The sequence below is a fragment of the Chryseobacterium gregarium DSM 19109 genome, assembly GCF_000430845.1.
GTDB classification, from domain to species: Bacteria; Bacteroidota; Bacteroidia; order Flavobacteriales; family Weeksellaceae; genus Chryseobacterium; species Chryseobacterium gregarium.
This window is the reverse complement of record NZ_AUMU01000006.1, coordinates 300,611-327,006: the sequence shown is the minus strand read 5'-3', so window position 1 is coordinate 327,006 and position 26,396 is coordinate 300,611. Positions and strand designations below refer to the sequence as shown.

Here is a 26,396-nt window from a genome sequence, read left to right as displayed (position 1 = left end):
CACGAAATGAAGATTTGTTCTTTAATTAAAAATTTGTCTCGTGCTCAAACAGTGGGAATTTTTGAACGGATTAAATTTCAATTTTCTTAACGCTCCATTTTCCTAGGTCGTTTTGATTCAAGTTTTAAAAATTCACGATTGACTTATTGACGATTGACATTAAAATGCCACAGGCTTCAAGTTCAATCCCGAATTTTCTTCCCAACCCATTGCAATATTCATATTTTGAACGGCCTGTCCGGAAGCTCCTTTCAACAAATTGTCAATCGCTGAGTGAATAACCGCAACCTTCCCACTCTTTTCTATATGAATCACGCAGCGATTGGTGTTGACAACCCGTTTTAAATCAATGGCCTTCTCACTTATCTTTACAAAAGGCGCATCTGCATAAAAATCCCTAAACAATTGATTGATATCTGAAAGTTCTAAATCTGTTTTCACCGTGGAACTCGTAAAAATCCCTCTTGCAAAATCTCCTCTCCAGGGAACAAAATTCAGACTGATTTCATTTGTATTAAAAGAAACCAACTGCTGTAAAATCTCATCCACATGCTGATGGGTCAAAGTTTTATAGGCTGAAATATTATCATTCCTCCAGGTAAAATGCGTAGTCGGCTGTAAAGACTGACCCGCGCCTGTTGAACCTGTAATTCCCGTTGTGTAAACTTCATCCAACAAACCTTTTTGAGCTAATGGAAGCAAAGCCAGTTGAATCGCTGTCGCAAAACATCCGGGATTCGCAATACTTTTTGCTCCTGAAAGTTGTTTTTTGTTGATTTCGGGTGATCCATAGATAAAATTTCTTTTTCCAAAATTACCATCCAAACGAAAATCATTTCCTAAATCGATCACTAACGTTTCATCTTTTACGTCATTTTGAGTCAGCCATTTCTGGCTTTCTTTGTGAGGAAGACATAAAAACAAAATATCCACCTCTTCAGTCTGATCCGTTAAAACCATTTCACAAACCGTCTCTAAATCAGGATATAAATCTGAAATCTTTGTCCCCGAATTTGAACGGCTATATAAAAAACTCAAAGTCACATGGGGATGAAAAGCCAACAGACGAACCAATTCGCTTCCTGTATAACCGTTGGCACCGATGATTCCTGCTGTTTTCATATTTTCATATCGTTAATCTGATGATATATATTTAAAGAGTTGCTTACGATTTTCGTATACCCTTTTACATCTTCACCAGTCCATGTTCTGTTTGCTTCACCGTAGCTTCCGAATTTATCGGACATCAGATCATGTTCAGATTCAATTCCATTTAAAATAAATCTGTAGGGATGAAGGGTGACAAATACTTTTCCGCTGACTGTTTTTTGAGAATCGTTTAAGAAAGACTCAATATTTCTCATCACAGGATCTAAGAAAAGCGCTTCGTGAAGCCAGTTTCCGTACCAGTCAGACAATTGAGATTTCATCATTTGCTGATATTTAGAAAGCGTATGTTTTTCCAGTAAATGGTGCGCTTTGATGATCACAGACGCCGCTGCCGCTTCGAAACCAACTCTTCCTTTAATTCCGACAATCGTATCTCCAACGTGGATATCACGACCGATTCCATAAGCAGAAGCCAATTCTTCAATTTTTTGAATCGCATTGACCGAATGTTCAAAATGTTCTCCGTTTACCGCTACAACTTCTCCATTTTTAAACTCCATTTCCAATTCCGAAGGTTGGATTTCTTTAATTTGAGATGGAAAAGCTTCTTCAGGAAGATAATTTCTTGAAGTCAATGTTTCCTTTCCACCCACTGAAGTTCCCCAAAGCCCTTTATTTACAGAATATTGTGCTTTTTCAAATTCCATTTCATAACCATGGTTTTTCAAAAATTCAATTTCCTCTTCACGGGATAAAGACTGATCACGAATGAGTGTAATAATTTCTACATTCGGGCACATGACCTGAAAAATAAGATCAAAACGAACCTGATCGTTCCCCGCTCCAGTACTTCCGTGAGCAATTGCATCAGCGCCGATTTCAATGGCATATTTTGCAATTTCCTGCGCCTGGATCGTACGCTCAGCACTTACAGACAATGGATACGTGTTGTTTTTCAAGACATTACCAAAGATCAGATACTTTACGCAAGAATTGTAATAATCTTCCTGAGCATCAATGCACCTGTATTCTTTTACCCCGAGATTAAAGGCTTTTTTCTCCAGTTCTTTTTCCTCTTCTTTAGAAAAACCTCCGGTATTTACAGTGACTGCATATACTTCATATCCAAGTATTTTACTCAGATATTTGGCACAGTAAGAGGTGTCTAAACCTCCGCTAAACGCTAAGATTACTTTCCTGCTCATTTTTATATTGATTTTCGGGTTGCTTATTCTCAACTCCATTTACTTTATTATTATCCGGAACGAAAAGCATGGCTGTACAAAGACAGTTTTTACGTTCTTTCTTCATTAAAATTTCATAATTCACACAGCTTTTACAGCCGTTCCAGAATTCTTCATCCTGTGTCAATTCAGAATAAATCACGGGTCTGTAGCCTAAATCACTGTTGATTTTCATCACAGCAAGACCTGTGGTGAGTCCAAAAACTTTCGCATCCGGATATTTTTCCCTAGATAAACGGAAAACTTCATTTTTAATTAAGGTTGCAGTTCCTCTTTCCCTAAATTTCGAAGAAACAATAAGCCCGGAATTTGCCACAAACCGGCCATGAGACCATGTTTCAATATAACAGAAACCCACCCATTCTCCTTTTTCCGTAGCTACCACAGCATGGCCCTCTGAAATTTTCTTGCTTAAATATGCTATGGAACGCTTTGCAATACCGGTTCCTCTCCGCTGTGCAGAATCGTACATTTCCTGTTGTATCTGAACCACATACCTCAGATGTATGGATGAGGAAATTTCTATTTCCATTTATTATCTGTTTTTTTGGCAAATTTAAAAAATAACAACTATAAAAAACAAATTAAAAAGATATTTTTTTACAATTAAATAAATAAACAGGTAATTTTATCTTTAATCTAAATTTTTAAGAGTATCTGCCGGAAAAACATAATTTGAATATCACATTAATTCTTTAGTAAAACAGATATGTCCTGAATATACTTAAAGGAAGTTAAATCAATCATCATAATTTACTTCAACCCGGCTTAAACTCTGAATGTACAGTAATAACTTACATTTTAAGAGCTGTTTATCCAATACAGAGAGTAGTATATTTTCAGGCAGCAGGACAAAAAAATTAAGGTAACAATGTTTTTATTACATGACAGGCTGGTGATGTCATCAATGTTAACGGACACCGGCTTTCCGCTGCTGAAACAAAGGAAAACAGAAGCACAGTTGCTTTATAGAGAATGAAGTTGGGATAAAAACTCTAAAAAATCTGTTCCGGAAAAAGTTAATCAAAAGAGTATTGACAATGATTGTTGAAAATAGAAAAAACATCAATGAATTCAGGAAAAAATTGAGGAATACAGGACTTAGATAAAAAAATAAGCCTAAATTTAGATAACAATAAATCCAAAAACGAACAGGACATGAGAAATTACCTGATAGAAGATTTACCTCATTATTTTGAAGAATATAAAAAGTCCATTAAGAACCCTAAAAAATTCTGGGATAAGATCGCAGATCAAAATTTCGTCTGGTACCAGCGATGGAGCAAGGTGGTAAAATATGATATGAATACAGCGAAAATCACCTGGTTTAAAAACGCTAAATTAAATATCACCAAAAACTGTCTGGACCGCCATCTTTCCGTACGGGGTGAAAAAACCGCCATTATCTGGGAGCCGAACGATCCGAAAGAAGATGCCCAGCATATTTCTTACACCGAATTATACACGAGGGTCAATAAAACGGCTAATGTCCTCAGGGAAATGGGAATTGAAAAAGGCGACAGGGTCTGCATCTATCTTCCTATGATTCCCGAACTGGCGATTACGATGCTGGCGTGTGCCAAACTTGGAGCCGTTCATTCCGTGATTTTTGCAGGATTCTCCGCTTCCGCAGTTTCTTCAAGGGTGAACGACTGTGGGGCCAAAATGGTCATAACTTCAGACGGAAGCTACAGGGGAAGCAAAGTATTAGACCTGAAAACAATTATTGATGAAGCGCTGGAAAAAACCCCGACTGTTGAACATGTTCTGGTAGTCAAAAGAACGGATAATGAGATCAAAATGAAGGAAGGACGTGATCACCGGATGGCTGATTTGTACGAAAAAGCGTCACCGGATTTTGTTACGGTGATCATGGATGCCGAAGATCCGCTGTTTATCCTATACACTTCCGGATCAACCGGCAAACCTAAGGGAATGCTGCATACCTGTGCCGGATATATGGTATACACCGCCTATACTTTCAAGAATGTATTCAATTATAAAGAAAACGATGTTTACTGGTGTACGGCTGATATCGGCTGGATTACAGGTCACTCCTATATTTTGTACGGTCCGCTTTTAAACGGAGCAACGACCGTGATTTTTGAAGGGGTACCTACCTATCCTGAGCCTGATCGGTTCTGGGAAGTTATTGAAAAACATAAAGTTACACAGTTTTACACAGCGCCTACCGCGATCCGCTCTCTGGCTAAAGAAAGCTCGGAATGGGTAGACAAGCATGATTTGAGCACCCTGAAAGTAATCGGTTCTGTAGGGGAGCCGATTAACGAGGAAGCATGGCACTGGTTCAATGACCATGTCGGCAAGAAAAAATGCCCGATTGTCGATACCTGGTGGCAGACGGAAACCGGAGGCATCATGATATCGCCGCTTCCTTTCGTGACCCCGACAAAACCAACGTATGCCACCCTGCCGCTACCGGGAATCCAGCCTGTGCTGATGGATGATAAACGCAATGAAATTTCAGGGAACCAGGTGACGGGAAACCTGTGTATCCGTTTTCCGTGGCCCGGAATTGCAAGGACCATCTGGGGCGATCACCAAAGATATAAAGAAACCTATTTTACTGCTTTCCCCGGGAAATATTTTACCGGGGACGGTGCATTAAGAGATGAAGTGGGATACTATCGAATTACCGGCCGTGTGGATGATGTAATTATCGTTTCAGGGCATAATTTAGGAACAGCCCCTATCGAGGACAGCATCAACGAACACCCTGCCGTAGCGGAATCAGCCATTGTCGGCTATCCTCATGACATTAAAGGGAATGCCCTGTACGGATTTGTGATTTTAAAAGATTCCGGTGCCGACAGAAAACAGGAAAACCTGGTAAAGGAGATCAATCAGTTGATTTCAGAACAGATCGGCCCGATTGCAAAGCTTGATAAAATCCAGTTTGTTTCCGGGCTTCCGAAAACCCGTTCAGGGAAAATCATGCGTAGGATCCTGAGAAAAATTGCAGAAGGGGATACCAGTAATTTCGGGGACATCTCTACCCTGCTGAATCCTGAAATCGTAGAGGAAATTAAAAATGAAAGAATCAATTAAACAATAATTAAAGATGCGCGGAGTTTTTTCCGCGCATCTTTTGATTTATTTGATGATCTTAATGGATTGCCTTCCTAAATTAGAATGGATATCAAGCAGGTAATTCCCTTTGGGATAATTAAATTCCAGAGAATATTTTTTCAGGCCTTTATCCTTCACATCATCTTTAAGGATATTTGTAATAAACTTTCCGGAAGCCTCATACAAACCGACGATAATGTGATCAGAATGTATATAATGAATATTCAGGTTCAGTTTATCTTTAACCGGATTCGGAACAACTTCCACTTTTAATTTCCGTTCCTGCTTTTCATCAGAAACTTCCTGTGCCGCCAAACTTCCGGTGGTCATTTTATAGACATTCGTTCCGGCTGCAAACGCGACATTGTTATTAAGAATAAAAATTCGGTTTAAAGAACCTCCCACCCATGTATCCGTCCATGTGTTACCACCATCAAAAGTTTCATAAAACCCGGTATTGTGGCCGCCCATCCAGCCGTGTGTTGCTGACGTAAAACCAACCGCCTGCACATAATGATCAGGAAAATCCTTTATTTCCCAGCTGAAACCGCCATTCAGGGATTTCAGCAGTTTACCGGTATTGGGAAGCTCCGATTCTATGGAACAGAAAATCTGGTTATTGTCTAAAAACTGCATTTTCCAGACATATTCGTTTTCAATATTACTGTTATAAATTTTCAGCCAGCTGTTTCCGCCGTCCGTTGTTTTCAGGATCACCGCTCCGTTGTCATCATTCCCTGCTGCGTACCCTATATTTTCAGTAACAAAATGAATTTCTACCAAGGCATTTGCGTAGGAAGACATATCAATATACTGCCATGTATTCCCGCTGTCTGTCGATTTTATGATATAGGCCGGGTAAAACCATGCTCCGCAGCCGTACACCGTAGAGGTTCCCACACAATCCAGTCCGCAGATGGCCTGTGGATAGGGTGAAATATTGTTCACCCGCTGCCAGGAATTTCCACCGTCAATAGTTTTGTAAAAATCACTGCTCAATGTTCCGAGGAAACCTACATTTTCATTTAAGAATTCTATATTCCGGTAATACTGGTTAGTGGCAGTGCTTACCGTTTGCTGCGTCCAGTTAACACCGCCATTGGTTGTTTTAAAAACGGCTCCGTTACCGCCTCTTGCTGCCCAGCCTACATTTTCATTAAGGAAGAAAACATCATCATATCTTCCGGTAGTACTGGGCGGAGGATAAGAAAAGGCAGTCCAGGAATATTGTGCGTGGAACAGCGAACCCAGAAGCGAGAAAGCAAGAATCATTTTTTTCATAAGGCTATTAATTTTTGATTCACAAATTTGTCATTTTTTAAACAGGTATGCAATATATAATTTCAAAAGGGATAAAATAGCATTGAGGTCTTAAATGATTTTCCACAGAATGAACTATAACATTTGCTGTTTGAAAAGTGCAGAAAATTTCGTATTTTCGTTTGCACATAGGCATTAGCACAAATGAGTTACGACTTAGAACAGGAAAACAAAGAGATCCTTGCAAGATATAAGGATCTGATTTCAAATACATACCGGACTTTAGATGAGGAAAACAATAAACTTATCCGAAAAGCCTTTGATATTGCACTGGATGCACACAAAGACCAGAGAAGAAAAACCGGCGAACCATACATTTACCATCCGATTGCCGTGGCAAAAATCGTGGCAACGGAAATCGGGCTGGGCGCTACGTCCATTGCCTGCGCGCTTCTGCATGATGTGATTGAAGATTCTGACTACACCTATGAAGACCTGAAAAAGATTTTCGGTGAGAAAATAGCTGATATCGTGAACGGGCTCACCAAGATCTCTATCATGAACCATCAGAATATTTCCGTGCAGTCTGAAAATTACCGGAAGCTTCTCCTTACCCTTTCCGAAGATTTCCGGGTTATCCTGATTAAAATTGCCGACCGCTTACACAATATGCGTACGCTGGAAAGCATGGCTCCGGACAAGCAGAAAAAGATCGCTTCCGAAACGGTTTATATTTATGCCCCGATGGCGCACCGTCTCGGTCTGTATAACATCAAATCCGAGCTGGAAGATCTTTCCCTGAAATACAACAATCCGGATGTCTTCAACGAAATAACGGAGAAACTTGAGCTTGCGAAGGAAAACCGCGAAAGGTATATCGAGGAATTCAAGACGGAAGTTTCAGAGAAGCTGCATGAAGAAGGATTAAACTTTAAAATAAAAGGGCGTGCCAAAGCGATTTCCTCCATTTACCGGAAAATGCTGAAGCAGGGTGTTTCTTTTGAAGAGGTCTATGACAATTATGCCATCCGGATCATCTATAAATCCGATGCCAAGAATGAGAAGTTCCTGGCCTGGAAAATCTATTCGATTGTAACAGATGTATACCACAGCAACCCTTCAAGAATGCGTGACTGGATTACCCAGCCGCGGTCAACAGGATATGAAAGTCTCCATCTTACGGTTTTAGGCCCTGACAAAAAATGGATTGAAGTCCAGATCCGTTCCGAGAGAATGGATGAGATTGCGGAAAAAGGCGTTGCCGCCCATTATAAGTACAAGGAAGGCTATAAACAAAGCTCGGACGACAGGAATTTTGAAAATTGGGTAACCGAAATCCGTGACGTGCTGGAGCAGCAGCAAAACCTTACAACTTCGGAACTCCTGGATAATATTAAGCTTAACCTGTACTCCAAAGAAGTGTTCGTCTTTACGCCGAAGGGAGAAATTAAAATTCTGCCAACCAATGCTACTGCTCTGGATTTTGCTTTTTCAGTTCACTCCGACCTGGGGATGAAATGCCTCGGCGCCAAGATCAACGGAAAGCTTGTGCCTATCTCTTACGTACTTCAGAACGGGGACCAGATTGATATTCTGTCTTCCCAAAACCAGAAACCCAAATCCGACTGGTTGGAATTTGTCGTAACATCCAAAGCCAAGTCCAAGATCAAGAGTTATTTAAACTCACAGAAAAATCAGCTGGTGGAAGAAGGGAAAGAAATTCTGCAGAGAAAGCTCCGTCACGCCAAAATTAATTTCAATGACGAAGAGATTAATAAGCTTCAGAAGTACTTCAATCTTAAAAGCTCTCAGGAACTGTTTTTAAAATTTCAGAGCAATGAACTGGATGCCAGCAGCCTAAGAAAGTATATAGAAAGTAAAAATGTATTTAACAATTTACTTTCAAGGTTCAGGAAATCCCCGTCGAAAAATACCGCTTACATAGAGCCTAAAGAGCAGAATCTCGACATGATCGTTTTTGGGAAGGATGAAGAAAAGCTCAATTACACGTATGCCAAATGCTGTACGGTGATTCCGGGAGATAAAATTTTCGGGTTTATTACAATTTCCGAAGGCATTAAAGTGCACAGCGACAGCTGCCCGAATGCCATTAATCTCCGTGCCCAATATGACTACAGGGTGATTCCTGCCAAATGGGTGAACGCAGAAAGCTTTAAAAACAGGGTGAAAATTGAAATCGAGGGTCTTGACCGTATGGGGATGATCAACGAAATAACAACCGTTATCAGCGGCGCAATGGGCATGGATATGAAAAGTTTATCCATAGAATCAAATGACGGTATTTTTACCGGGACAATCAATCTTGAAGTCAAAAATAAAAGCCAGCTGGAGCAGACCTTTAAACGGCTTACCGATATCAACGGTATTTCAAGAGTAAGAAGGCTATAATATTTCAGGAATGAATCTGACACTCTATTTTAAAAAATTTTTCAGCAGCAGCCAGGCTTCAGGAATCATCCTGATTTTTTGTGTCCTGATTTCATTATTCATTGCTAACTCTTCTTTTGCAGAAGATTTCCAGGCTATTTTAGATAAAAATACCGGAACAGACCTTTTCGGATTAAAATATCCGGTAAGCATCTGGGTCAATGACGGCCTGATGGCCATATTCTTTCTTCTGGTAGGTCTGGAAATCAAACGGGAAATGGTGGAAGGGGAACTTTCATCATTTAAAAATGCTTCCCTGCCGATTTTTGCTGCGTTAGGCGGCATGCTGGTTCCGGCGGTCATTTACACGACTTTTAACTTCGGAACGAAATACGGAAACGGATGGGGAATCCCGATGGCAACTGATATTGCCTTCTCCTTGGCTATTATTTCCCTGTTAGGCAAAAGAATCCCGAACTCCATTAAAATTTTCCTCGCAGCACTGGCGATTGTGGATGATCTGGGAGCGATTTTAGTGATTGCCGTATTTTATACAGACCAGATTCACTGGACTTATTTATTACTGTCTTTCGGGGTTGCCGCTTTGTTGTTTTTACTGAATTTTTTAAAGGTAACCAAAATTGTTTTTTATCTGATTCCAGGATTATTTTTATGGTATTTCCTGCATCATTCGGGGATACATGCAACAATTGCCGGAGTTCTGCTCGCTTTTTCAATTCCTACCAATGTGTCCACGACAGAGATTTCACCTCTGGAAAAGCTGGAACATCAGCTGCATGTGCCGGTAGGTTTCTTTATCATGCCGATCTTTGCCTTGTCTAATACCAACATCACTTTCACTCATGAAATGGTCTCAGGAATCACCAATACTTTAGGACTGGGAATTATCTGTGGCCTGGTTCTGGGTAAGCTGTTCGGCATCAATCTATTTTCATTTATTGCGATTAAGTCCAGGCTGAGTTCATTGCCTCAGAATGCATCATGGAAACAGATGTGGGGGGTCGGCTTAATAGCCGGAATCGGGTTTACCATGTCTATTTTCATTGCTTTGCTGTCTTTTAAAGGATCAGCTGAAATCCAGGATGAAGCAAAGTTTGCAATACTGATAGCTTCTTTACTGGCAGGAATATCAGGTTTTATGGTATTGAAATTAAGTTCGGGAAACCCTGTGGCTGAAGAAGAGAATTAAAGGCCACCCCGCCTGAACAGTATCTATTTGTAGAGGTTATTTCTTCGAGTTAATGTTCAAATAATAATACTCAGCTTTTATGCACCTTCATCTTTGGAACCGCTGTTTTCCGATTCTTTTTTAAGCTCATCAGACAATATTTTTTTGATCCTTACTTTTCTGAGGGCCATATTCAGTTCATTTCCAAAAAGCAAAAGATATACATTGACGTTCACCCAGACCATCAGCAGGATCATGCTTCCGATAGATCCGTATAGTACATTATAACGGGCAATATCCTTGACATATAACGCAAAGAAATAAGTGGTCACCACAAACAGAACAGTGGTAAGAATAGCTCCGGGAACGGCCTGCCTAAACCTTGCGATCTTTACAGTACCCAACCAGTAGAACATGGCTAAAAGAATAAAGTAAAAGATAGGAAATGAAACAAATCCGATAATTTTCGTAAGGTTGTTCATCAGCCAGGAAACATCATACACCGGCGTAAACATTTTAAGTACAACTTCCGAATAATATACTCCGAAAAGGGTCAGGAAAACAATGAGTATAAAGCCGATGGTAATAAAGAATGAAAGGATGAATTCTTTGACATCACCCATCTTCTCCTCTGCCTGTTCATTAAACCCGTTAATTAATGAGAAAGTCCCGTTAGTGGCAAATACCAATGCTAAAACAATCGTCAGATTGCTGATTCCCTTCATATTGGGAACAATGCTCTGTTCAATATAATTCCTTACATCCCCTTCTATATTGGATGGAAAAACATTATGCAGCAGGACTTCAAAAATATAAAACTGAAGTTTGTCATAATGCGGCATATAGGGCATTATCGACAGCAGGAACAAAACAAAGGGAAATAAACTGATGGTAAAGCTCCAGGAAATTGCCGCTGCCTTTCTTCCTATTTTTTCTTTAAAAACCCCTCTGAAATAAATCTGAAACATTTCCCACAGGGAAATACCCAACAAAGGAATATGGATGTCATCAAAAAATTCTCGGACTTTCAGGATAAATTTAGGAACTTTCATGCCCATAGTGCTTAAATAGTGTTGATCTTTTTAATCTGCTTCAGAACTGAATGAAAAACAGAAAATAAAAAGAATTAATGCTTTCATCAAATTAATGCTCTGCAAAAATAATGTTTTTTTTAAACTTAAGCATTTTTCATAAAAAACACGGAATATGACCTTCTTAAATTTATGAATATCTTTGCCGCCTCAACTCTTAAAACACATGATATGCAGATTAATTTGCTTTGTATAGGAAAAACGGATGATAAGGAAATTGCTTCATTGATCAATTATTACCTGAAACGCCTTCCCAAGCACTGGAATTTTGAAATCATAGAAATTCCTGACATTAAAAATGCTAAAAATCTGACGCCGGACCTTCTAAAAAAAGAAGAAGCCAAACTATTTATGGCGCATATTGACCGTACTGACCTTGTGCTGATCCTGGATGAAAAAGGAAAACAGTTTACCAGCCGGGAATTTGCACAGAAAATAGACAGCTGGATGAATTCTTCAGTGAAAAAAATTCATCTCCTGATCGGGGGAGCCTACGGATTTTCGGAAGAAATTTACAGCAGGGCCAATGAAAAAATGTCACTGTCCAAAATGACATTTACCCACCAGATGATCCGGTTGTTTATTGTTGAGCAGATTTACCGTGCCGATCAGATCTTACAGGGGAAGCCTTACCATAACGATTGAATTACAGGCCGGCTTTTAAACCGATCTGCCTTTTTGCTTCACCCACAACAAAAGCCACGGAATTGGCGATGTTGAAACTCCGGATCAGTTTAGACATCGGGATTGTTACATGATTTTCAAAACGGTCTAAAACATCTTTACTCAGGCCAGTGCTTTCTTTTCCGAATACCAGCCAGTCGCCATCCTCAAAAACGGTCTCAAGATAGGATTTTTCGGCATGCGAGCTCATCAGCATCACACGGGACATATCCGGAATAACTTTCAGCCATTCATCCACATTTTCGTATTCGGTAACATCAAGATGTACCCAGTAATCCAGTCCGGAACGTTTCAGGTTTTTATCATTGATTACAAATCCGAACGGATGAATCAAATGCAGCCTGCTTCCGGTGCCTACACATAATCTTCCGATGTTACCGGTATTGTTGGGTATTTCAGGTTCTACAAGAACAATGTTTAACATGAATAATGTATCTGTATTTTAAAGTTTCCGGTACACCCGGTCAGAATGGTTAATCTTCGGAATACCCGATTATTTTTTCTCACATTTAGCATAATATTCCAAAAGCAAAGGCTTTTCATACCCTAGACTCACCGCTTTGTCTAAGCTTGCACAAGCTTCCTTCGGTTTTGCGGTTTCAAATAAGATTAATGCTTTATTAACGTGGGCCTGGGCAAATTTCGGATCGATAGCAAGCGCTTTGTTTACATCTGCGAGTGCTTCCTTATTTTTCTTCAGTTTAAAATAAACATCGCCCCTCCCGCTGTACAGAAGAGATTCCGGTTTTTCTGAAATCAGCTGATTATAATCTTTCAAAGCACCTTCAAGATCCCCGCTGTTCTTTTTGAGGTTTGCGAGTCCGGTTCTTGCGTAAATGTTGTCGGGAGCAAAACTTAAAAGCTGGTTGAGGTCTTTAGCAGCCATGTCTTTTTTGCCTAAATTTTCATATACTTTAGCACGGGTAAGGTACATGTCTGCGTTTTCAGGCTGTAATCTGATCCCCTGATTCAGATAATCAATAGCGGCCTGCTTATTTCCTTTCTGTCCGTGGATGGAACCTAAATTGGCATATACTGCCGCAGACATCGGGTTGGCTTTCAATGCTGATTCATAAGATTTGAAGGCAGAGGTTGTCTTCCCCAGCCTGCGCTGGGCAGTTCCCAGGTAATTATAATATTCGGACTTGATCTGCTGGATTTTTTCATTCTGTGCCAATGCAGAATACTGTTCTTCAGCACATTTATAATCTGCCTTCTGAAAGCATTCTTCCGCAGTTTTTTTATCCTGGGCATAAAAGTTTAATGATAGCAATGCTAATGTGAGAAATGATAGTTGTTTTTTCATGAGGTTATTTTTTGTTTATTGATTACTTTTTTGGCGAGCGCAGCAAAAATCACCCCCAATAAAGTTCCAACAAACGCCCCCACCAAAATATCCATCGGGAAATGCACTCCTAAATAGATCCGGCTGTACGCTACTATGGCCGCCCATACAAATATAACATAAGGAAACCATTTCAGCCTCTTTTTTAATAAAATACTTAAATACGCCGCTAAAAAGAAAGTATTGGAGGCATGTGCAGAATAAAACCCGAACTGCCCACCGCACTTTACGATCCTCATATGATGTTCTAAAGAAGGGTCATGGCAAGGTCTCAGCCTTTCAATCCCGTGTTTGAAAACCCCGGCAAGCTGGTCTGAAACCGTGACTCCGATGGCTACGAATATCAAAATAAAAACCAGAGACCTGAGTTTATAGCTTTTAAATAAAAAATAACAGAAAATAATGTAAAGCGGAACCCAGATCCAGGTACTGGAAATCAGCATCCAGAACTGGTCAAATGAAGAGTCTCCCAGATTATTGAGAAATAAAAAGACCTTTTTATCTTCCTGAATGATTTCCTCCATCCTTAATCTATCTGCTTACCGGTCCTTCGTACGTTTCATCATCGGAAGGCTTCGGCTGTACTGCAGGCTCTTCAGATGCTTTAGGTTGGGCTAAGGTATCTTTTTCGATATCTTTCATCGGATTGTATTCTTTTGCAGCATCTTTTACCTTTTCAATTTCACGTTTGATCTCAGAAACGGGATTATCCGTTTCTTTCATAATCTCCGTTTTAATATCTTCCACTGCCCCGCGCATTTTCCGAACACCTGATCCTAAGTCCCGTGCGATTTGAGGAAGTTTATCCGGACCGAATAATACAACGATTGCAATGGCAATAAGTGCCATCTCTCCTATGCTTAGTTCCATTCGGTAAAATTACAAAAGATTATACATATGCAATACAAATGTATGGCATTTTAAACAAATTTTAAGAAATGAACGGTTTTAAGATTTAAAGTTTCGTATTAAATATTCATGATCGGTTTCAGGATTTATGAATCATTATCACTGTAAAATTTCAGAAATCCGTTTCTATTACCTTTTCTACACTTCCGGAAATTTAACTATGAATTGAAATCAGGATACCTGACTGACATCCCGGTTGATTTATTTCAAAAGATCTTTTTTTAAATTCTTTTTCTTAAAATTAATATAGGTAATAACCACGCTGACCGCCATTAAGATAAAGGCCAGGAAGAAAGGGGCTCCCGAAAACTTAAACGGGGCATCCTCATGTGTGAAAAAATAAAATAAATTGGTCATCATCGGCGGCCCGATAATAGCGGTTGCACTCATCAGGCTGGTCAATGCACCCTGCAATTCTCCCTGTTCATTGGAAGGGACACTTTTGGTGATGACCGATTGGAGTGCCGGTCCGCAAATCCCACCCAGACAATACGGGATTAAAAACACGAACATCATCCAGCCCTGCGATGCAAAAGCGAACAGCAGCATTCCGATCGCATACAGGGTCAACCCGTAATAGATGCTTTTCTGCTCCCCTAATTTCGGAGTGGTCCATCGGATCAGTACGCCCTGAACCAGCCCTACCAGTAATCCTACGACACCCAGCGAGATCCCCACCATTCTTTCATTCCAGTTGAATTTATACATTGTGAAAAAGCTCCAGTTACTCTGGACGGCATGTCCGGCAATATAAATTAAAATCAAAGAAGCAATCAATCCGGAAATTTCAGGATGCTTTCCCAGGAATTTGAATGACCCGACCGGATTGGCGCGTTTCCAGTTGAACTCCCTTCTTTTTTCCTTATCCAGACTTTCCGGAAGAATGAAATATCCGTAAAGAAAATTCAGCAAGCATAATCCGGCCGCAGCATAAAATGGAACTCTGGCCCCGTAATGTCCCAATAAACCGCCTAAAACCGGCCCTATAATAAACCCGAGCCCGAAAGCGGCACCGATCAGCCCGAAGTTTTTCGCCCGGTCTTCATCTGTAGAGATATCGGCAATATAGGCACTTGCGGTTGTAACACTTGCACCGGTAATCCCGGCGATAACCCTTCCTACAAAGAGCCATACAATGGTAGGGGCCAAAGCCAGCAAAATATAATCCACTGCAAACCCGAAAAGGGAGATCAGAATGATCGGCCTCCTTCCGAATTTATCACTCAGGTTTCCTACCACGGGAGAAAAGACAAACTGGGTAAATGCATAGGCAAAACCCAGCCAGCCGCCATATTTAGCCGCTTCACTTATATCAGCATGAATAAGTTCCTCTATCAGTTTCGGAACTACGGGAATGATAATTCCCCAGCCCGTAATATCAATCAGCAACGTGATAAATATGAAGCTCATCGCAGCTTTCTTCCTTGAGTTTTCCATAATGCTGCAAAAATACTCAAATCACGAAAATAATAGTAAAAATATTTATAATATCTAATAAGTGACTGTTAATCAAAATTGTATTAATAATAAATTTAAGAATGGTGAGATAGACAAAATATTACATTATCACATAAAGCGGTATGTCCTGAATTTTAACTTTAGAACAGATATAACCATTACCTGGAAATTGTTGTCAAATAAGATGTAAGCATAAAAAAAGCCTTTCAGGATCTGAAAGGCTTTTCTCTTATTTATTGTAGTTTACTTATTTTGAAGCAAGCACTTCTTTGCTCGTGGTTGTTTTACCGTGAACTTCATCTTCTTTTCCTGTTTTAAGGAAATCGTAAGCAATGGCCGACGCAATGAAGATGGATGAATAAGTACCGAATCCGATACCGATTAACATGGCAAACATGAATCCTCTAAGGTTGTCTCCGCCAAAGATGAAGATGGCCAGGATTACCAAGATGGTCGTAAACGAGGTGTTGAATGTTCTTCCTAATGTACTTGAAATAGAGTCATCAAATAAACCGGCAAGGGTTAAGGCTTTTTTCTCTTTCAAATATTCCCGGATTCTGTCGAAAATAATTACCGTATCATTGATTGAATATCCTAATACCGTTAAGATCGCAGCGATAAAATCCTGATTGATCTCCATGTTGAACGGCATAAACTTGTGAAGCAATGAATACGCTCCCAGAATAATGATCGCATCATGGAATAAAGCGGCAACCGCACCCAATGAGAACTGCCATTTTCTGAACCTGATCAGGATGTATAAAAATATACCTCCCAGGGCAGCAGCCACTGCCAGAATACCGTGAGTCTGAATATCATCGGCAACTGTAGGGCCTACTTTTTCGGAAGAAATAATTCCGGCATGTTCTTTATCCGCAGACTTGAAATCTTTTAATGTCATTCCTGCAGGAAGGTTTGTTTTCAAGCCATCAAATAATTTCTGTTCAATGGTCTGGTCAGCTTTCAGAGACTCGTCTTCAATCAGGTAATCCGTAGAGATTTTCAACTGGTTGTCATTTCCAAAAGTTTTTGCTTCCACAGAAGAGTTTTTGCCGTCTTCCGTTTTAAACATTGCTACCAGTTTCCCTTCGATGTCTTCTGCATTTACGGGTTTGTCAAAACGAACCACATAATTTCTTCCTCCGGTAAAGTCGATCCCGTATTTAAATCCGTGGATCGCAATGGATGCAATACACACAACCGTTAAAATAGCGGAAACGATATAGGCATATTTTCTTTTCCCGATAAAATCAATCCATGTATTTCTAAATAGGTTTTTCGTCGGCGGTGTCCAAACAGAAAGATGTTTCCCTTTATTCAGTCTTGAGAAAATCATCACTCTGGAAAGCAGAACCGACGTAAAGAATGTCATTAAAATACCAATTCCTAAGGTTAACGCAAAGCCTTTGATCGGTCCTGTTCCGAAAAGAAAAAGCACACCGGCGGTTAATAATGTCGTTAAGTGACCATCCACAATAGCACTTAATGCATGTTTGAAACCGTCTTTATACGCTTCAAGAATACTTTTTCCTGCAAACAGCTCTTCCTTGGTTCTTTCGTAAATAATTACGTTGGTGTCAACCGCCATCGCCATGGTTAATACAATACCTGCAATACCGGGAAGCGTAAGCGTGAAGTCTCCGGAATCCATAATCCCGAAAATATAGAATAAGTTGATGATCATTGCAATAACAGCGTATACCCCTGCACCGCCGTAATAGAAAATGATATAAACAATGATGATCAAAAATGCAATAGCAAATGAAATGATCCCTGCGTTGATCGATTCCTGTCCTAGAGATGGTCCTACCACGGTTGCCTGAACCACTTTTGCCCCTGCAGGTAATTTACCAGCCCCTAAAACGTCTACCAGTTCCTTGGCTTCTTCCTGAGAGAAATTACCGGAGATCTGTGTTCTTCCGTTCGGAATGGCGTTGACCACATTCGGTGCAGTGTACACTCTGTTGTCAAGAGTTACGGCAACCGGCTTGCCAACATTTTTCTCCGTCATGGTTTTCCATTCCTTAGCGCCTTTGGAGTCCATCTGCATGTCTACCACTACTCTGCTCAGTTCATCATAACTGATGCTCGCACTTTCCACCGCACCGTCTACCGGAGCTTTCTGATTGATGTTGCCTCTGATGGCATATAATACAAGGCTTTCAGCATCAGCAGCTTCAGGTTTGTATCCCCACATGAATTGGGTATATTTAATATTAGCAGGACGTAAAGACTGTCCTACTTTGCTGTTTAGGATTTTGTTTACCGCAGCGGTATCAGACAATTTCACATTAGCGACCCCGTTCGTTCTTAATTTGTCAAGGTGCAGAAGGTTAATGAAGTTAGTCGTTTTGGCAACTCCCATAGAATCGCCTTTCACAGCGATAACAGAAGTCAGGGTCTGGAAATACGGTGCCATTTCAGGAACCTGCTGTACTTCCCAGAACTGAAGCTTTGCAGAAGTCTGAAGCATTTTTTTCACTTTATCGATATCCTTCATACCCGGCATTTCCACAGAAATCCTTGCGGTTCCCGGTACTCTCTGAACATTCGGCTGTACCGCTCCCATCTTATCGATTCTCGTTCTGATCACCTCAAAAGCGGTTCCTACAGACGCATCGATTTTTCTCTTGACAATGCTTTTTACCTGGTCGTCAGGCGTGTTGTATTTTACCTCGGTGAGGGTGGTATTTCCGAAAAGTTCCGGATCTGCCAGCTTAAGGTTGGTGCCTTTTGCTTTATTTACCGCATCGAACTGCTCAAAGAAGTTATCAATATACGATCTTGTAGAATTTTTCTGTACTTCGTCAGTTTTATTCAAAGCCTCAATAAGGACCGGATTGGTAGAATAATTGGTAAGATCGTTTACAAGATCTCTCTGGTTGATCTCCAAAAGAACGTTGATCCCGCCTTTCAGGTCAAGACCCAATTTCATTTCCTTGTCTTTGGCTTTAGAATAATAGAGTTGGGTAAAGCCAAGATTAAGGGTGTCCTCCTTCAATCGCTTGATCTCTTTCTCGTTTCCGTTTGCAGCTTCAATCTGCGATTCAATTTTGCTGGCGTACCAGGTTGGCAATAGCTCATTTAAGCAAATCAACCCTAGTACAATAGCAACAATTGTAATAAGTCCTTTTCCTTGCATTTTGTTATAACTACGTTAAATTAAGTCGGCAAATATAATCATTTTCTTGTATTTTATAAATTTTTAACAACAGAAATCGTTTATTTTCAGATATATCGGCAATCTTATTTTTATTTTAGATTTAATAATGTTTTTATGATATTATAATGAATTTTTCAATGGCTGATTGGTATGAAATTTTCATTCTGATTTAATACACTAAATATCAAAATATTATGAAAAAACTACTATTTTCTGCCGGCATCCTCTTTTCCACCTTTAATGAGGCCCAAACCATTACCTTACAGGAATTTGCCACGGGATTTACGGCTCCTGTAGAGATCGTTCATGCCAATGACAGCAGGATGTTCGTGGTCCAGCAGAACGGCATTATCAGGATTGTACAGCCCAACGGAACCGCCAATGCAGCCAATTTTCTGAATATCAGCTCTAAAATTACCTATGGCGGCGAAAGAGGGCTTTTAGGGCTTGCCTTCCATCCGCAATACTCGACCAACGGGTATTTTTTTGTGTATTATAATGATACCAGTGGAAATATTACGGTGGTAAGATACACCAGAAGTTTATCCAACCCTGATATCGCTGATGCATCAACAGAAAAAATCATCCTCAATCAGCCAAAACCTTTCGACAACCATAACGGCGGCAGTATCCATTTTGCACCGGACGGCTATCTTTGGGTAGTCACCGGTGACGGCGGAAGTGGCGGTGACCCGAACAATAACGGCCAGAACAAAAACTCGCTTCTGGGAAAATTGCTAAGACTGGACATTAATTCCACCGGACCTTACAATATTCCTCCCGGGAACCCTTTCGTAGGGGTTGACGGAGCCGATGAAATCTGGGCCTATGGATTGAGAAATGCATGGAAATTTAATTTTGATACCGCTTCAGGAAATGTGATGATTGCCGATGTGGGACAGGGACAAATTGAAGAGATCAACAGAATGCCGCTTACCCAGGCCGGAATCAATTACGGATGGAGATGCTACGAAGGAAATTCGGCCTATAATACCACAGGGTGTGCGGCACAATCCACGATGACATTCCCAGTGGCTGCGTATGACCACAGCGGAGGAAAATGTTCCATCACCGGAGGGTATGTTTACAGAGGCACCCAATTCCCTGCTTTACAGGGAAAATACATTTTTGCGGATTACTGTTCTACACAAATCGGGATCTTAAATACTGATGATTCCATTACCTGGACTTCAGCGTTCTCCGGAAATAATTTCTCTACCTTCGGGCTGAATAACCAGAATGAATTATTTGTAGCGGCAGTCAACAACGGGAAAATTTTCAGGGTAACGACTACCACTCTGTCCACTCAGGAAAATGAACTCTCCGGTGCCATAAAAGTATATCCTAACCCGGCTTCGAAAAAAGTATATGTTGAAGGGATAAAAGATAAAAATACTACAATTGAGATCATCAACTTTGAAGGAAGGAAAGTTCTGGAGTCGGCTGGTGTTAAAAGCGATAACAGCCTTGACATTTCAGGGATTCAGGCAGGAGCCTATTTTATCAATATCAATTCGGGGAACACAAAAACCTACAGCAAGAAACTGATCATCAAATAATAAATTAATTAATTCTCATTTCAAATAGTTTTCAGAGTCTCAATCCTTTTGGGTTGGGGCTTTTTTAATAAAGTGCAGGTCGTCAATACAATTGTAAAAGTTAGCCAACCCTTAATTAAAGCCCTCTTTTAATAAACCCAAACCTGTAATCCGGCATCCAGTGCGCCTCCGATCAGCCATTGGATACCGTAAGGTCTTCAGAACACTGAAAACAAGTCCATAGAAATAAAGTAAGATCAGGAGAACTTTTCTGCTCATCAGCTAGATCGTCATGGAGAAAATCCTGGTTTCCGGCTTATTCCTCATCATCCTGAGATCGAAAACCATCGCCACATTCCGGGTAAATGCCCTTCCTTTTTCGGTGATCTGTATCCGGTGATCATGAATTTCCACCAATTCATCTTTTTCCATTTCCTTCAGCATTTCAAATGCATGCTGTAGTTCGGGAAAAAAATGGTCTGCATCAAAAGTCGTTTCCAGCTGGCACATTAAATTTAGGATATGCCTTCTCACCACCAGGTCTTCTTCATTCAGGATATGGCCTTTCACGACAGGAATTTCGCCGGCTTCAACCATTTTCTGATATTCTTCAACGGTTTTTACATTCTGCGCAAAAGCATACCATGAATCAGAGATGGCGGACATTCCAAGGCCCACCATCAGCTGGGTTTTGCTGGAAGTATAACCCATGAAATTCCGGTGCAGCTTTTTCTGAATCAAGGATTGGTACAGGTCATCATGCTCCAGGGAGAAATGATCCATCCCTACTTCGATATATCCCAGATCTTCAAGCAGTTTTTTCCCGTCTTCATACAGTCGGCGTTTTTCTTCACCGCTGGGAAGGTCGTTTTCGTCAAAACCTCTCTGCCCGACTCCTTTTATCCAGGGAACGTGCGCGTAAGAATAAAATGCAAGACGGTCCGGTTTCAGTTCCATTGTTTTGCGGATGGTATTTTCCATCGCTTCCCAGGACTGGTGCGGAAGCCCGAATACCAGGTCGTGGCTGATGCCGCGGTACCCGATTTCTTTAGCCCATTCCGTTACTTCCTTCACTTTCTCAAAGGTCTGGATCCTGTTGATGGCTTTCTGGACTTTCGGGTCGTAATCCTGTACGCCGAAACTCACTCTTCTGAATCCAAGGCCATACAATGTTTCCAGATGCCCTCTGGTAGTATTATTCGGGTGCCCTTCAAAAGAAAACTCAGGCTCTTCAGCGATTTCAACGGTTTCAAAGATCCCTTCCAATAAAGCTTTTAGATTTTGCGGTGAAAAGAAGGTAGGTGTTCCGCCTCCTAAATGCAGTTCCTTTAATTTAGGTTTTTCATTGAAAAGCCGGAGGTACAGCTGCCATTCCTTCAGCACGCTTTCCAGGTACGGGATTTCAACACTGTGCTGTTTGGTAATCCGTTTATGGCAGGCGCAAAAGGTACATAAAGCCTCACAGAAAGGCAGGTGAATGTAAATAGAAATTCCCTCTTCTGCATTGCTTTCCCTGAAGGTCCTGATCACACTCTGTTTCCAAAGCTCCGGTGAAAAAGAACTTTCGTCCCAGTAAGGAACGGTAGGATAAGAAGTGTAACGGGGTCCGGGAATATTATATTTATCTATTAAAGAATTCATTGTTGATTTAAACTTTTTAAATGAACTTCAGGATAGAAATCCATTATGCAAAATTAAATATATCTTATGAATTTTGAATCATGAAATATATTAGGGTTTTTTTTCGAAATTTATAATGAGTCTAAATACCTCTTCGGCAAACTTCTGTCCCATATCAATATAGGCTTCGCTGTTGTAATGCCACGGATCATTGCCGTATTCATAATTTTTGGTTGACCGGACAATCGCAGCATTTTTATCATCTTTAACAAATTTCTCCTGCGCATACTGAACAAGCTCTCCCATTTTCCAAACCCTTCCGGAAGGATCTTTCCCGGAATCCGAAATTTTCCCGATCACTACCGGAAGGTCATCCGTCAGTACAGTTGCTCTTATCTGATTCATCAATGTTTTCAAATGATTGTAATAAGCATTGGCAATCTCTTCGGTATAACTAGCATCGCCTTCACCCTGCATCCAGAGAATTCCGGAAGGGATGATAATGTCTTTTTTGCCGTCTTTATCAATATCTGTTTCCGACAGCGCATTTTTCACTGTTTTTAAAAAATGATCATACTGGTTCAGTCCGTTGGTTCCGTAAAAATCTGCATCCCAGCAACCGAAATTTCCTCTTGCAGCACTGTCAATGGAAGTTCCTTCCCGGGCATATTTAATCAGCGCAATTTTATCATTAGGGAAAAGCTCTTTCATTTTTCTGGCAAATGAAAGTTCCAGCCCGAACCGGTCTGAAAGTACATTCGTCTTCCCATCTGTTTTAAAGCCGGTTCCGTTGCCGGGCTTCAGGACATCCCATTTTCCGGTCCCGCCGTTCAGATCTCCGTCCGGGGCAGATTTCCCCTGAAAGATGTAAACGTCTTTAAACGTTTTTAAATCACCCGGCAGGTCTTTATTGTAGCCGAATCCGTTCATATTGGATTGCCCGGCCAATATAAATACCCTGATCTTTTGGGTATAGAATAAAGCCGGAAATAATAAAAGCAAAAATATTCTGAGATTTTTCATCGGTGAAATTTAATCAAAGGTAGGATGAAAAAGCCAATAAAAGAAAACGGTTTTTTCTATGTCTCAGATTTAAAAATGCTTTGAAAAAAGCCCTATAAATTCAAACGGTCAATAAGTTTGTGTTATTCCTATTCTGATCCCAGCTTCCGTTAAGCATCTGTATGAGTGCTTCTGCAATTATAATCAGTTTTTAAACAGGAAAAGAGCTGTCCAGAAACATTTTGAAATGGGAATCATCTGTAGGAATAGTTTCAATCTCTTCTGCAGAAATTTCCGGGCCTTTATTCTGAAGATGTATTTTAACATTTTCAAGAAGCCATACCATTATTCCTGATTCCTGCTCTGCCTGAAGAAATTTGTGCCAGCCGATCCAAAGATCTCCGAAAACATACCCTTTCACAAAAAAATCCGTTGCCGCTAAAAAAGTTTTCTTTAAGGCAAAATGATACTGAGATTTCAGCATCTCTTCATAAATATAATAAGACATCATCTGCATATCAAGATCCGGAATCCACAACGAGCGTTTCCATAAGCCATTTTACATCATCCCACATGCTGTTTCCTTATTTATCACTTAGCTTCATCACAGAAATCTTATCTTTTCCTGCAAAAACAACTGTGTTTCCGTCAATCCATCCACAGACAAAAAATCCTTTTTCATCAGAAATTTTCTTCCATGTTTTCCCGGAATCAGAAGAATAACTGATGTGCTGATCTCCCACGGAAATAATTTCCTTCCCTTTGGAGCCGGGTTTAATTTTCACACAGGTAGTATAACCGGCGTTTTGTCCTGAAGCCTGTACCAGCCAGGTTTCCCCTGCATCGTTTGTAGTGGCAATATTATTGATGTTGGCCTCCTGTTTGGTATAGTCACCGCCTACCGCAATCCCGAAACGGTTATCTGAAAAGTCAATGGAATAAATGCCCTGTGAAGATTCACCCTGAACAAATGGGGTATTGAAAACTTCAAAATCACCTTTCTTAAGGTTTAACCGCAGAATTCTGGAAGCCTTTCCGCCGGTAGCAATCCAGAGGTAATTCTTTGTAGAAGCGATATTGGTATTACTGGCTGCAAATGCCGCCTCCCCTTTGTTTAAAGTTATATTATTCTTATGTATTCCCCATTTTCCCTTTTTAAATTTGGCCAGCTTCAGTTTATTATCGGTCCCGGCATCACTGAAGGCAAACGCATATTGAGCATTTACAAAATGCAGTGCATCATAAAAAGCCGTTTTAACCGTATCTGAAAATACAATTTCAGCAGTCAGATCTTTTTTACTGATTTTAAAAAATTCAGCAGGACTCTCAATATTAATGGCATAAAAGAAATTTTTATCCTGAGCTAAGGTCCTGAACTGCAGTTTCTTTTCGGATAATTGCACCTGTTTCCGGTTTTCCGGTTTTTTCAGGTCAACAAACCCGAATTTTGAATCCGTGCCGGTGTACCAGATTTTACCGTCATGCAATTCTATTGCCCTGATGCTGATTTTATCATTGAATATCTTTTCAAAGCTTTCTACCTTCTGGGAAAATGCCATAATGCCTAAAAGCGAAAATATAACCGGAAATATTTTTTTCATAGTCTTGCAAAAATAAAAAAACCACAGCATGCTGTGGTTTTTAATTGAAATATTTTTTTTTATAGATCGATATCAGGTTTTTCCAAAGGCTCCTGTTCTGCTTTGAACGTTTCCCCATAGCCCACTTTATGAAGTTTACTGTGTCGGAGACTGTACGTGAAGTAGATGATTACACCCAAGGCAAGCCAGGCCATAGAAAGGTATTTTGCTTCGTGGCTCAGGTTCCAGATCAAGTAAAGGTTGATGCAGATTCCCAATGTAGCAATAACCGGCAATGCAGGCACCTTAAAAGTCCTCGGCAATTGCGGTTCCTTTTTTCTCAGGATCCAAACGGCTACACAAACCATCGTGAAGGCAAATAATGTCCCGAAGCTTGTCATATCTGCCAGTTTACTGATGGGTGTTAATGAGGCTACCGTTGCAATAACAAGCCCTAAAAGCATTAAACTTTTTGCCGGCGTTTTTCTTACCGGGTGAACATCACTGAACATTTTAGGAATCAGTCCGTCTTTAGACATTCCCAGGAAAATCCTTGACTGTCCCATGATCATTACCATTAATACAGAGATCAAGCCTACGGTTGCCGCAATGGTGATGATATAACCGGCCCAGCCCTGACCTGCGATTTCAAATGCATACGCTACAGGCGCTTTAATGGCATCAGGATATTTACCATGAGGATCAAAATTCTGGTAGTTCATCATCCCGGTAAGGACCAATGATACCAAAATATAGAGAAACGTACATACCAGAAGCGAAACAATGATCGCAAACGGAACATCCTTCTTCGGATTAATTGCTTCCCCGGCCTGTGTAGAAACCGCATCAAAGCCCACATACGCAAAGAATATAGCTGCGGCTCCGGAAACAACGCCCTGGAAACCGTACGCTTCTTTCATATTTTCGCCTTCCATTACCATTTGCTGTGCAGGAATAAAAGGATGCCAGTTGGCCGTATCTATGAAAAACACCCCGGCAATAATCACAAACAGTACTGCTGAAACTTTCATAATCACGATAAGATTGTTGGCTTTAGCGGCCTCCTTCGTTCCTTTGATCAGGATGGAGATGACAAATAAAACAATAAGAAAAGCAGGCAGGTTCATGGAAAAACCTTCTCCCGCATAACTTGCCGGGTCTGAAGTTAGATAATCCGGCAGATGAAGGCCGAACATTTTAAGAAGTTTATTGAAATACCCGGACCATGAAACCGCCACCGTCATGGATCCCATCGCATATTCGAGGATAAGCCCCCAACCGATAATCCACGCGAAAATCTCCCCTACCGTTCCATAGGCATAGGCATACGCAGAACCTTCTACCGGTAATATGGAAGCAAATTCGGAATAACACAAAGCTGCAAAAACACACGCAATCCCTGCAATAATGAAAGATATTGCTAAAGCAGGACCCGCATGGTAATAGGCACCGGTACCCGTCAGTACGAAGATTCCTCCTCCGATGATCGCTCCGATACCGATCGCTGTAAGACTCCATTTACCAAGCACTCTTTTAAGCTGACTACTTTTAACATCATTCTCAAAAGCACTCATCGGCTTTTTCGTCCAGATTTTTGACATATTTTATTATTTATTAAAGATTTACGAAAATATAAAAAAATTAGAAACTTTAACGTTTATTAATAAACTTAAAACAATATTTATTAAAAATAAATTTAAAATTCTGATTTTCATATTATTTAAA

At 40.5% G+C, this 26,396-nt stretch carries 21 protein-coding genes; 5 read left to right on the top strand and 16 right to left on the bottom strand.

Annotated elements, in window-relative coordinates:
• Positions 1-159 precede the first annotated feature (159 nt).
• From argC to H561_RS22285, 3 genes are read right to left on the bottom strand one after another with little or no spacing between them, the layout of a single operon-like run.
• Positions 160-1,122, bottom strand: a complete 963-nt coding sequence (gene argC / locus H561_RS0108245) for an N-acetyl-gamma-glutamyl-phosphate reductase (protein WP_027386565.1) — start codon at positions 1,120-1,122, stop codon at positions 160-162.
• Entirely contained in the window at positions 1,119-2,315 is a 1,197-nt protein-coding gene (locus H561_RS0108240) for an argininosuccinate synthase (RefSeq protein WP_027386564.1), read from the bottom strand. Before H561_RS0108240 ends, argC begins: the two co-directional genes overlap by 4 nt.
• Complete coding sequence (locus tag H561_RS22285; RefSeq protein WP_051349339.1) at positions 2,287-2,886, bottom strand: N-acetyltransferase; 600 nt, start codon at positions 2,884-2,886, stop codon at positions 2,287-2,289. The genes H561_RS0108240 and H561_RS22285 overlap by 29 nt, the downstream gene beginning before the upstream one ends.
• Before the next feature lie 581 nt (positions 2,887-3,467).
• Between H561_RS22285 and acs the strand changes: the two genes are divergently transcribed.
• The gene (acs, locus tag H561_RS0108225) at positions 3,468-5,423 is read left to right on the top strand and encodes an acetate--CoA ligase (protein ID WP_228372240.1); all 1,956 of its coding nucleotides are present in this window, start codon (positions 3,468-3,470) and stop codon (positions 5,421-5,423) included.
• 45 nt (positions 5,424-5,468) lie between these two features.
• Here the strand turns inward: acs and H561_RS0108220 are convergent, their stop codons facing one another.
• A complete protein-coding gene (locus tag H561_RS0108220) occupies positions 5,469-6,725 on the bottom strand; it encodes a photosystem II stability/assembly factor-like protein (protein ID WP_027386562.1) in 1,257 nt (418 codons plus the stop codon).
• A 183-nt stretch (positions 6,726-6,908) separates the two neighbouring features.
• Between H561_RS0108220 and H561_RS0108215 the strand changes: the two genes are divergently transcribed.
• Together H561_RS0108215 and nhaA are read left to right on the top strand one after the other, a co-directional pair.
• The gene (locus tag H561_RS0108215; RefSeq protein WP_027386561.1) at positions 6,909-9,113 is read left to right on the top strand and encodes a RelA/SpoT family protein; all 2,205 of its coding nucleotides are present in this window, start codon (positions 6,909-6,911) and stop codon (positions 9,111-9,113) included.
• Between the two features lie 10 nt (positions 9,114-9,123).
• A complete protein-coding gene (nhaA, locus tag H561_RS0108210) occupies positions 9,124-10,302 on the top strand; it encodes a Na+/H+ antiporter NhaA (protein ID WP_027386560.1) in 1,179 nt (392 codons plus the stop codon).
• A gap of 77 nt (positions 10,303-10,379) precedes the next feature.
• Here the strand turns inward: nhaA and H561_RS22280 are convergent, their stop codons facing one another.
• Positions 10,380-11,339 (bottom strand): YihY/virulence factor BrkB family protein, encoded by a 960-nt coding sequence (locus tag H561_RS22280; RefSeq protein WP_034761669.1) that lies wholly within the window; start codon positions 11,337-11,339, stop codon positions 10,380-10,382.
• Between the two features lie 204 nt (positions 11,340-11,543).
• Between H561_RS22280 and H561_RS0108200 the strand changes: the two genes are divergently transcribed.
• A complete protein-coding gene (locus H561_RS0108200; protein WP_027386559.1) occupies positions 11,544-12,017 on the top strand; it encodes a 23S rRNA (pseudouridine(1915)-N(3))-methyltransferase RlmH in 474 nt (157 codons plus the stop codon).
• 1 nt (position 12,018) lies between these two features.
• On the opposite strand, the gene H561_RS0108195 is transcribed toward H561_RS0108200, so the two are convergent.
• The 6 genes from H561_RS0108195 to secD all read right to left on the bottom strand — a co-directional run bounded on the left by H561_RS0108195 (position 12,019) and on the right by secD (position 18,910).
• Positions 12,019-12,480, bottom strand: coding sequence for a tRNA (cytidine(34)-2'-O)-methyltransferase (locus H561_RS0108195; RefSeq protein WP_027386558.1), 462 nt, complete (start codon positions 12,478-12,480; stop codon positions 12,019-12,021).
• Between the two features lie 69 nt (positions 12,481-12,549).
• Positions 12,550-13,362 (bottom strand): tetratricopeptide repeat protein, encoded by an 813-nt coding sequence (locus H561_RS0108190; RefSeq protein ID WP_027386557.1) that lies wholly within the window; start codon positions 13,360-13,362, stop codon positions 12,550-12,552.
• A complete protein-coding gene (locus tag H561_RS0108185) occupies positions 13,359-13,925 on the bottom strand; it encodes a phosphatase PAP2 family protein (protein WP_027386556.1) in 567 nt (188 codons plus the stop codon). Before H561_RS0108185 ends, H561_RS0108190 begins: the two co-directional genes overlap by 4 nt.
• Positions 13,926-13,932: 7 nt before the next feature.
• Positions 13,933-14,271, bottom strand: coding sequence for a Sec-independent protein translocase subunit TatA/TatB (locus H561_RS0108180; RefSeq protein ID WP_027386555.1), 339 nt, complete (start codon positions 14,269-14,271; stop codon positions 13,933-13,935).
• 240 nt (positions 14,272-14,511) lie between these two features.
• Positions 14,512-15,747, bottom strand: a complete 1,236-nt coding sequence (locus H561_RS0108175) for a TCR/Tet family MFS transporter (protein ID WP_027386554.1) — start codon at positions 15,745-15,747, stop codon at positions 14,512-14,514.
• A gap of 268 nt (positions 15,748-16,015) precedes the next feature.
• Positions 16,016-18,910 carry a protein translocase subunit SecD gene (secD, locus tag H561_RS0108170; protein WP_027386553.1) on the bottom strand — a complete coding sequence of 965 codons (2,895 nt, stop codon included), beginning with the start codon at positions 18,908-18,910 and terminating at the stop codon, positions 16,016-16,018.
• 215 nt (positions 18,911-19,125) lie between these two features.
• Here secD and H561_RS0108165 point away from each other — a divergent pair, with 215 nt between their 5' ends.
• Positions 19,126-20,490 carry a PQQ-dependent sugar dehydrogenase gene (locus tag H561_RS0108165; protein ID WP_027386552.1) on the top strand — a complete coding sequence of 455 codons (1,365 nt, stop codon included), beginning with the start codon at positions 19,126-19,128 and terminating at the stop codon, positions 20,488-20,490.
• Between the two features lie 261 nt (positions 20,491-20,751).
• On the opposite strand, the gene hemN is transcribed toward H561_RS0108165, so the two are convergent.
• The 5 genes from hemN to H561_RS22270 form a co-directional block, all read right to left on the bottom strand.
• Positions 20,752-22,110, bottom strand: coding sequence for an oxygen-independent coproporphyrinogen III oxidase (gene hemN / locus H561_RS0108160; RefSeq protein ID WP_027386551.1), 1,359 nt, complete (start codon positions 22,108-22,110; stop codon positions 20,752-20,754).
• A gap of 90 nt (positions 22,111-22,200) precedes the next feature.
• Positions 22,201-23,112: a sialate O-acetylesterase gene (locus H561_RS22275; protein ID WP_051349338.1), complete on the bottom strand. Its 912-nt coding sequence runs from the start codon at positions 23,110-23,112 to the stop codon at positions 22,201-22,203.
• A gap of 190 nt (positions 23,113-23,302) precedes the next feature.
• Entirely contained in the window at positions 23,303-23,599 is a 297-nt protein-coding gene (locus H561_RS0108150; RefSeq protein ID WP_155845764.1) for a hypothetical protein, read from the bottom strand.
• A gap of 76 nt (positions 23,600-23,675) precedes the next feature.
• Positions 23,676-24,692, bottom strand: a complete 1,017-nt coding sequence (locus tag H561_RS0108145; RefSeq protein WP_027386549.1) for a WD40/YVTN/BNR-like repeat-containing protein — start codon at positions 24,690-24,692, stop codon at positions 23,676-23,678.
• Positions 24,693-24,751: 59 nt separating this feature from the next.
• Entirely contained in the window at positions 24,752-26,272 is a 1,521-nt protein-coding gene (locus H561_RS22270; RefSeq protein ID WP_051349337.1) for an APC family permease, read from the bottom strand.
• Positions 26,273-26,396 lie beyond the last annotated feature (124 nt).

What these genes read in the sequence shown, in the direction of transcription:
- H561_RS0108185 (WP_027386556.1), bottom strand. Translation starts at nt 13,925, where the DNA reads ATGGAGGAAATCATTCAGGAAGATAAAAAGGTCTTTTTATTTCTCAAT.
- secD (WP_027386553.1), bottom strand. Translation starts at nt 18,910, where the DNA reads ATGCAAGGAAAAGGACTTATTACAATTGTTGCTATTGTACTAGGGTTG.
- H561_RS0108165 (WP_027386552.1), top strand. Translation starts at nt 19,126, where the DNA reads ATGAAAAAACTACTATTTTCTGCCGGCATCCTCTTTTCCACCTTTAAT.
- H561_RS0108150 (WP_155845764.1), bottom strand. Translation starts at nt 23,599, where the DNA reads ATGTCTTATTATATTTATGAAGAGATGCTGAAATCTCAGTATCATTTT.
- nhaA (WP_027386560.1), top strand. Translation starts at nt 9,124, where the DNA reads ATGAATCTGACACTCTATTTTAAAAAATTTTTCAGCAGCAGCCAGGCT.
- H561_RS0108190 (WP_027386557.1), bottom strand. Translation starts at nt 13,362, where the DNA reads ATGAAAAAACAACTATCATTTCTCACATTAGCATTGCTATCATTAAAC.
- H561_RS0108240 (WP_027386564.1), bottom strand. Translation starts at nt 2,315, where the DNA reads ATGAGCAGGAAAGTAATCTTAGCGTTTAGCGGAGGTTTAGACACCTCT.
- argC (WP_027386565.1), bottom strand. Translation starts at nt 1,122, where the DNA reads ATGAAAACAGCAGGAATCATCGGTGCCAACGGTTATACAGGAAGCGAA.
- H561_RS22285 (WP_051349339.1), bottom strand. Translation starts at nt 2,886, where the DNA reads ATGGAAATAGAAATTTCCTCATCCATACATCTGAGGTATGTGGTTCAG.
- hemN (WP_027386551.1), bottom strand. Translation starts at nt 22,110, where the DNA reads ATGAATTCTTTAATAGATAAATATAATATTCCCGGACCCCGTTACACT.
- H561_RS0108175 (WP_027386554.1), bottom strand. Translation starts at nt 15,747, where the DNA reads ATGGAAAACTCAAGGAAGAAAGCTGCGATGAGCTTCATATTTATCACG.
- H561_RS0108180 (WP_027386555.1), bottom strand. Translation starts at nt 14,271, where the DNA reads ATGGAACTAAGCATAGGAGAGATGGCACTTATTGCCATTGCAATCGTT.
- H561_RS0108215 (WP_027386561.1), top strand. Translation starts at nt 6,909, where the DNA reads ATGAGTTACGACTTAGAACAGGAAAACAAAGAGATCCTTGCAAGATAT.
- H561_RS0108145 (WP_027386549.1), bottom strand. Translation starts at nt 24,692, where the DNA reads ATGAAAAAAATATTTCCGGTTATATTTTCGCTTTTAGGCATTATGGCA.
- H561_RS0108195 (WP_027386558.1), bottom strand. Translation starts at nt 12,480, where the DNA reads ATGTTAAACATTGTTCTTGTAGAACCTGAAATACCCAACAATACCGGT.
- H561_RS22280 (WP_034761669.1), bottom strand. Translation starts at nt 11,339, where the DNA reads ATGGGCATGAAAGTTCCTAAATTTATCCTGAAAGTCCGAGAATTTTTT.
- H561_RS0108200 (WP_027386559.1), top strand. Translation starts at nt 11,544, where the DNA reads ATGCAGATTAATTTGCTTTGTATAGGAAAAACGGATGATAAGGAAATT.
- H561_RS22270 (WP_051349337.1), bottom strand. Translation starts at nt 26,272, where the DNA reads ATGTCAAAAATCTGGACGAAAAAGCCGATGAGTGCTTTTGAGAATGAT.
- H561_RS22275 (WP_051349338.1), bottom strand. Translation starts at nt 23,112, where the DNA reads ATGAAAAATCTCAGAATATTTTTGCTTTTATTATTTCCGGCTTTATTC.
- H561_RS0108220 (WP_027386562.1), bottom strand. Translation starts at nt 6,725, where the DNA reads ATGAAAAAAATGATTCTTGCTTTCTCGCTTCTGGGTTCGCTGTTCCAC.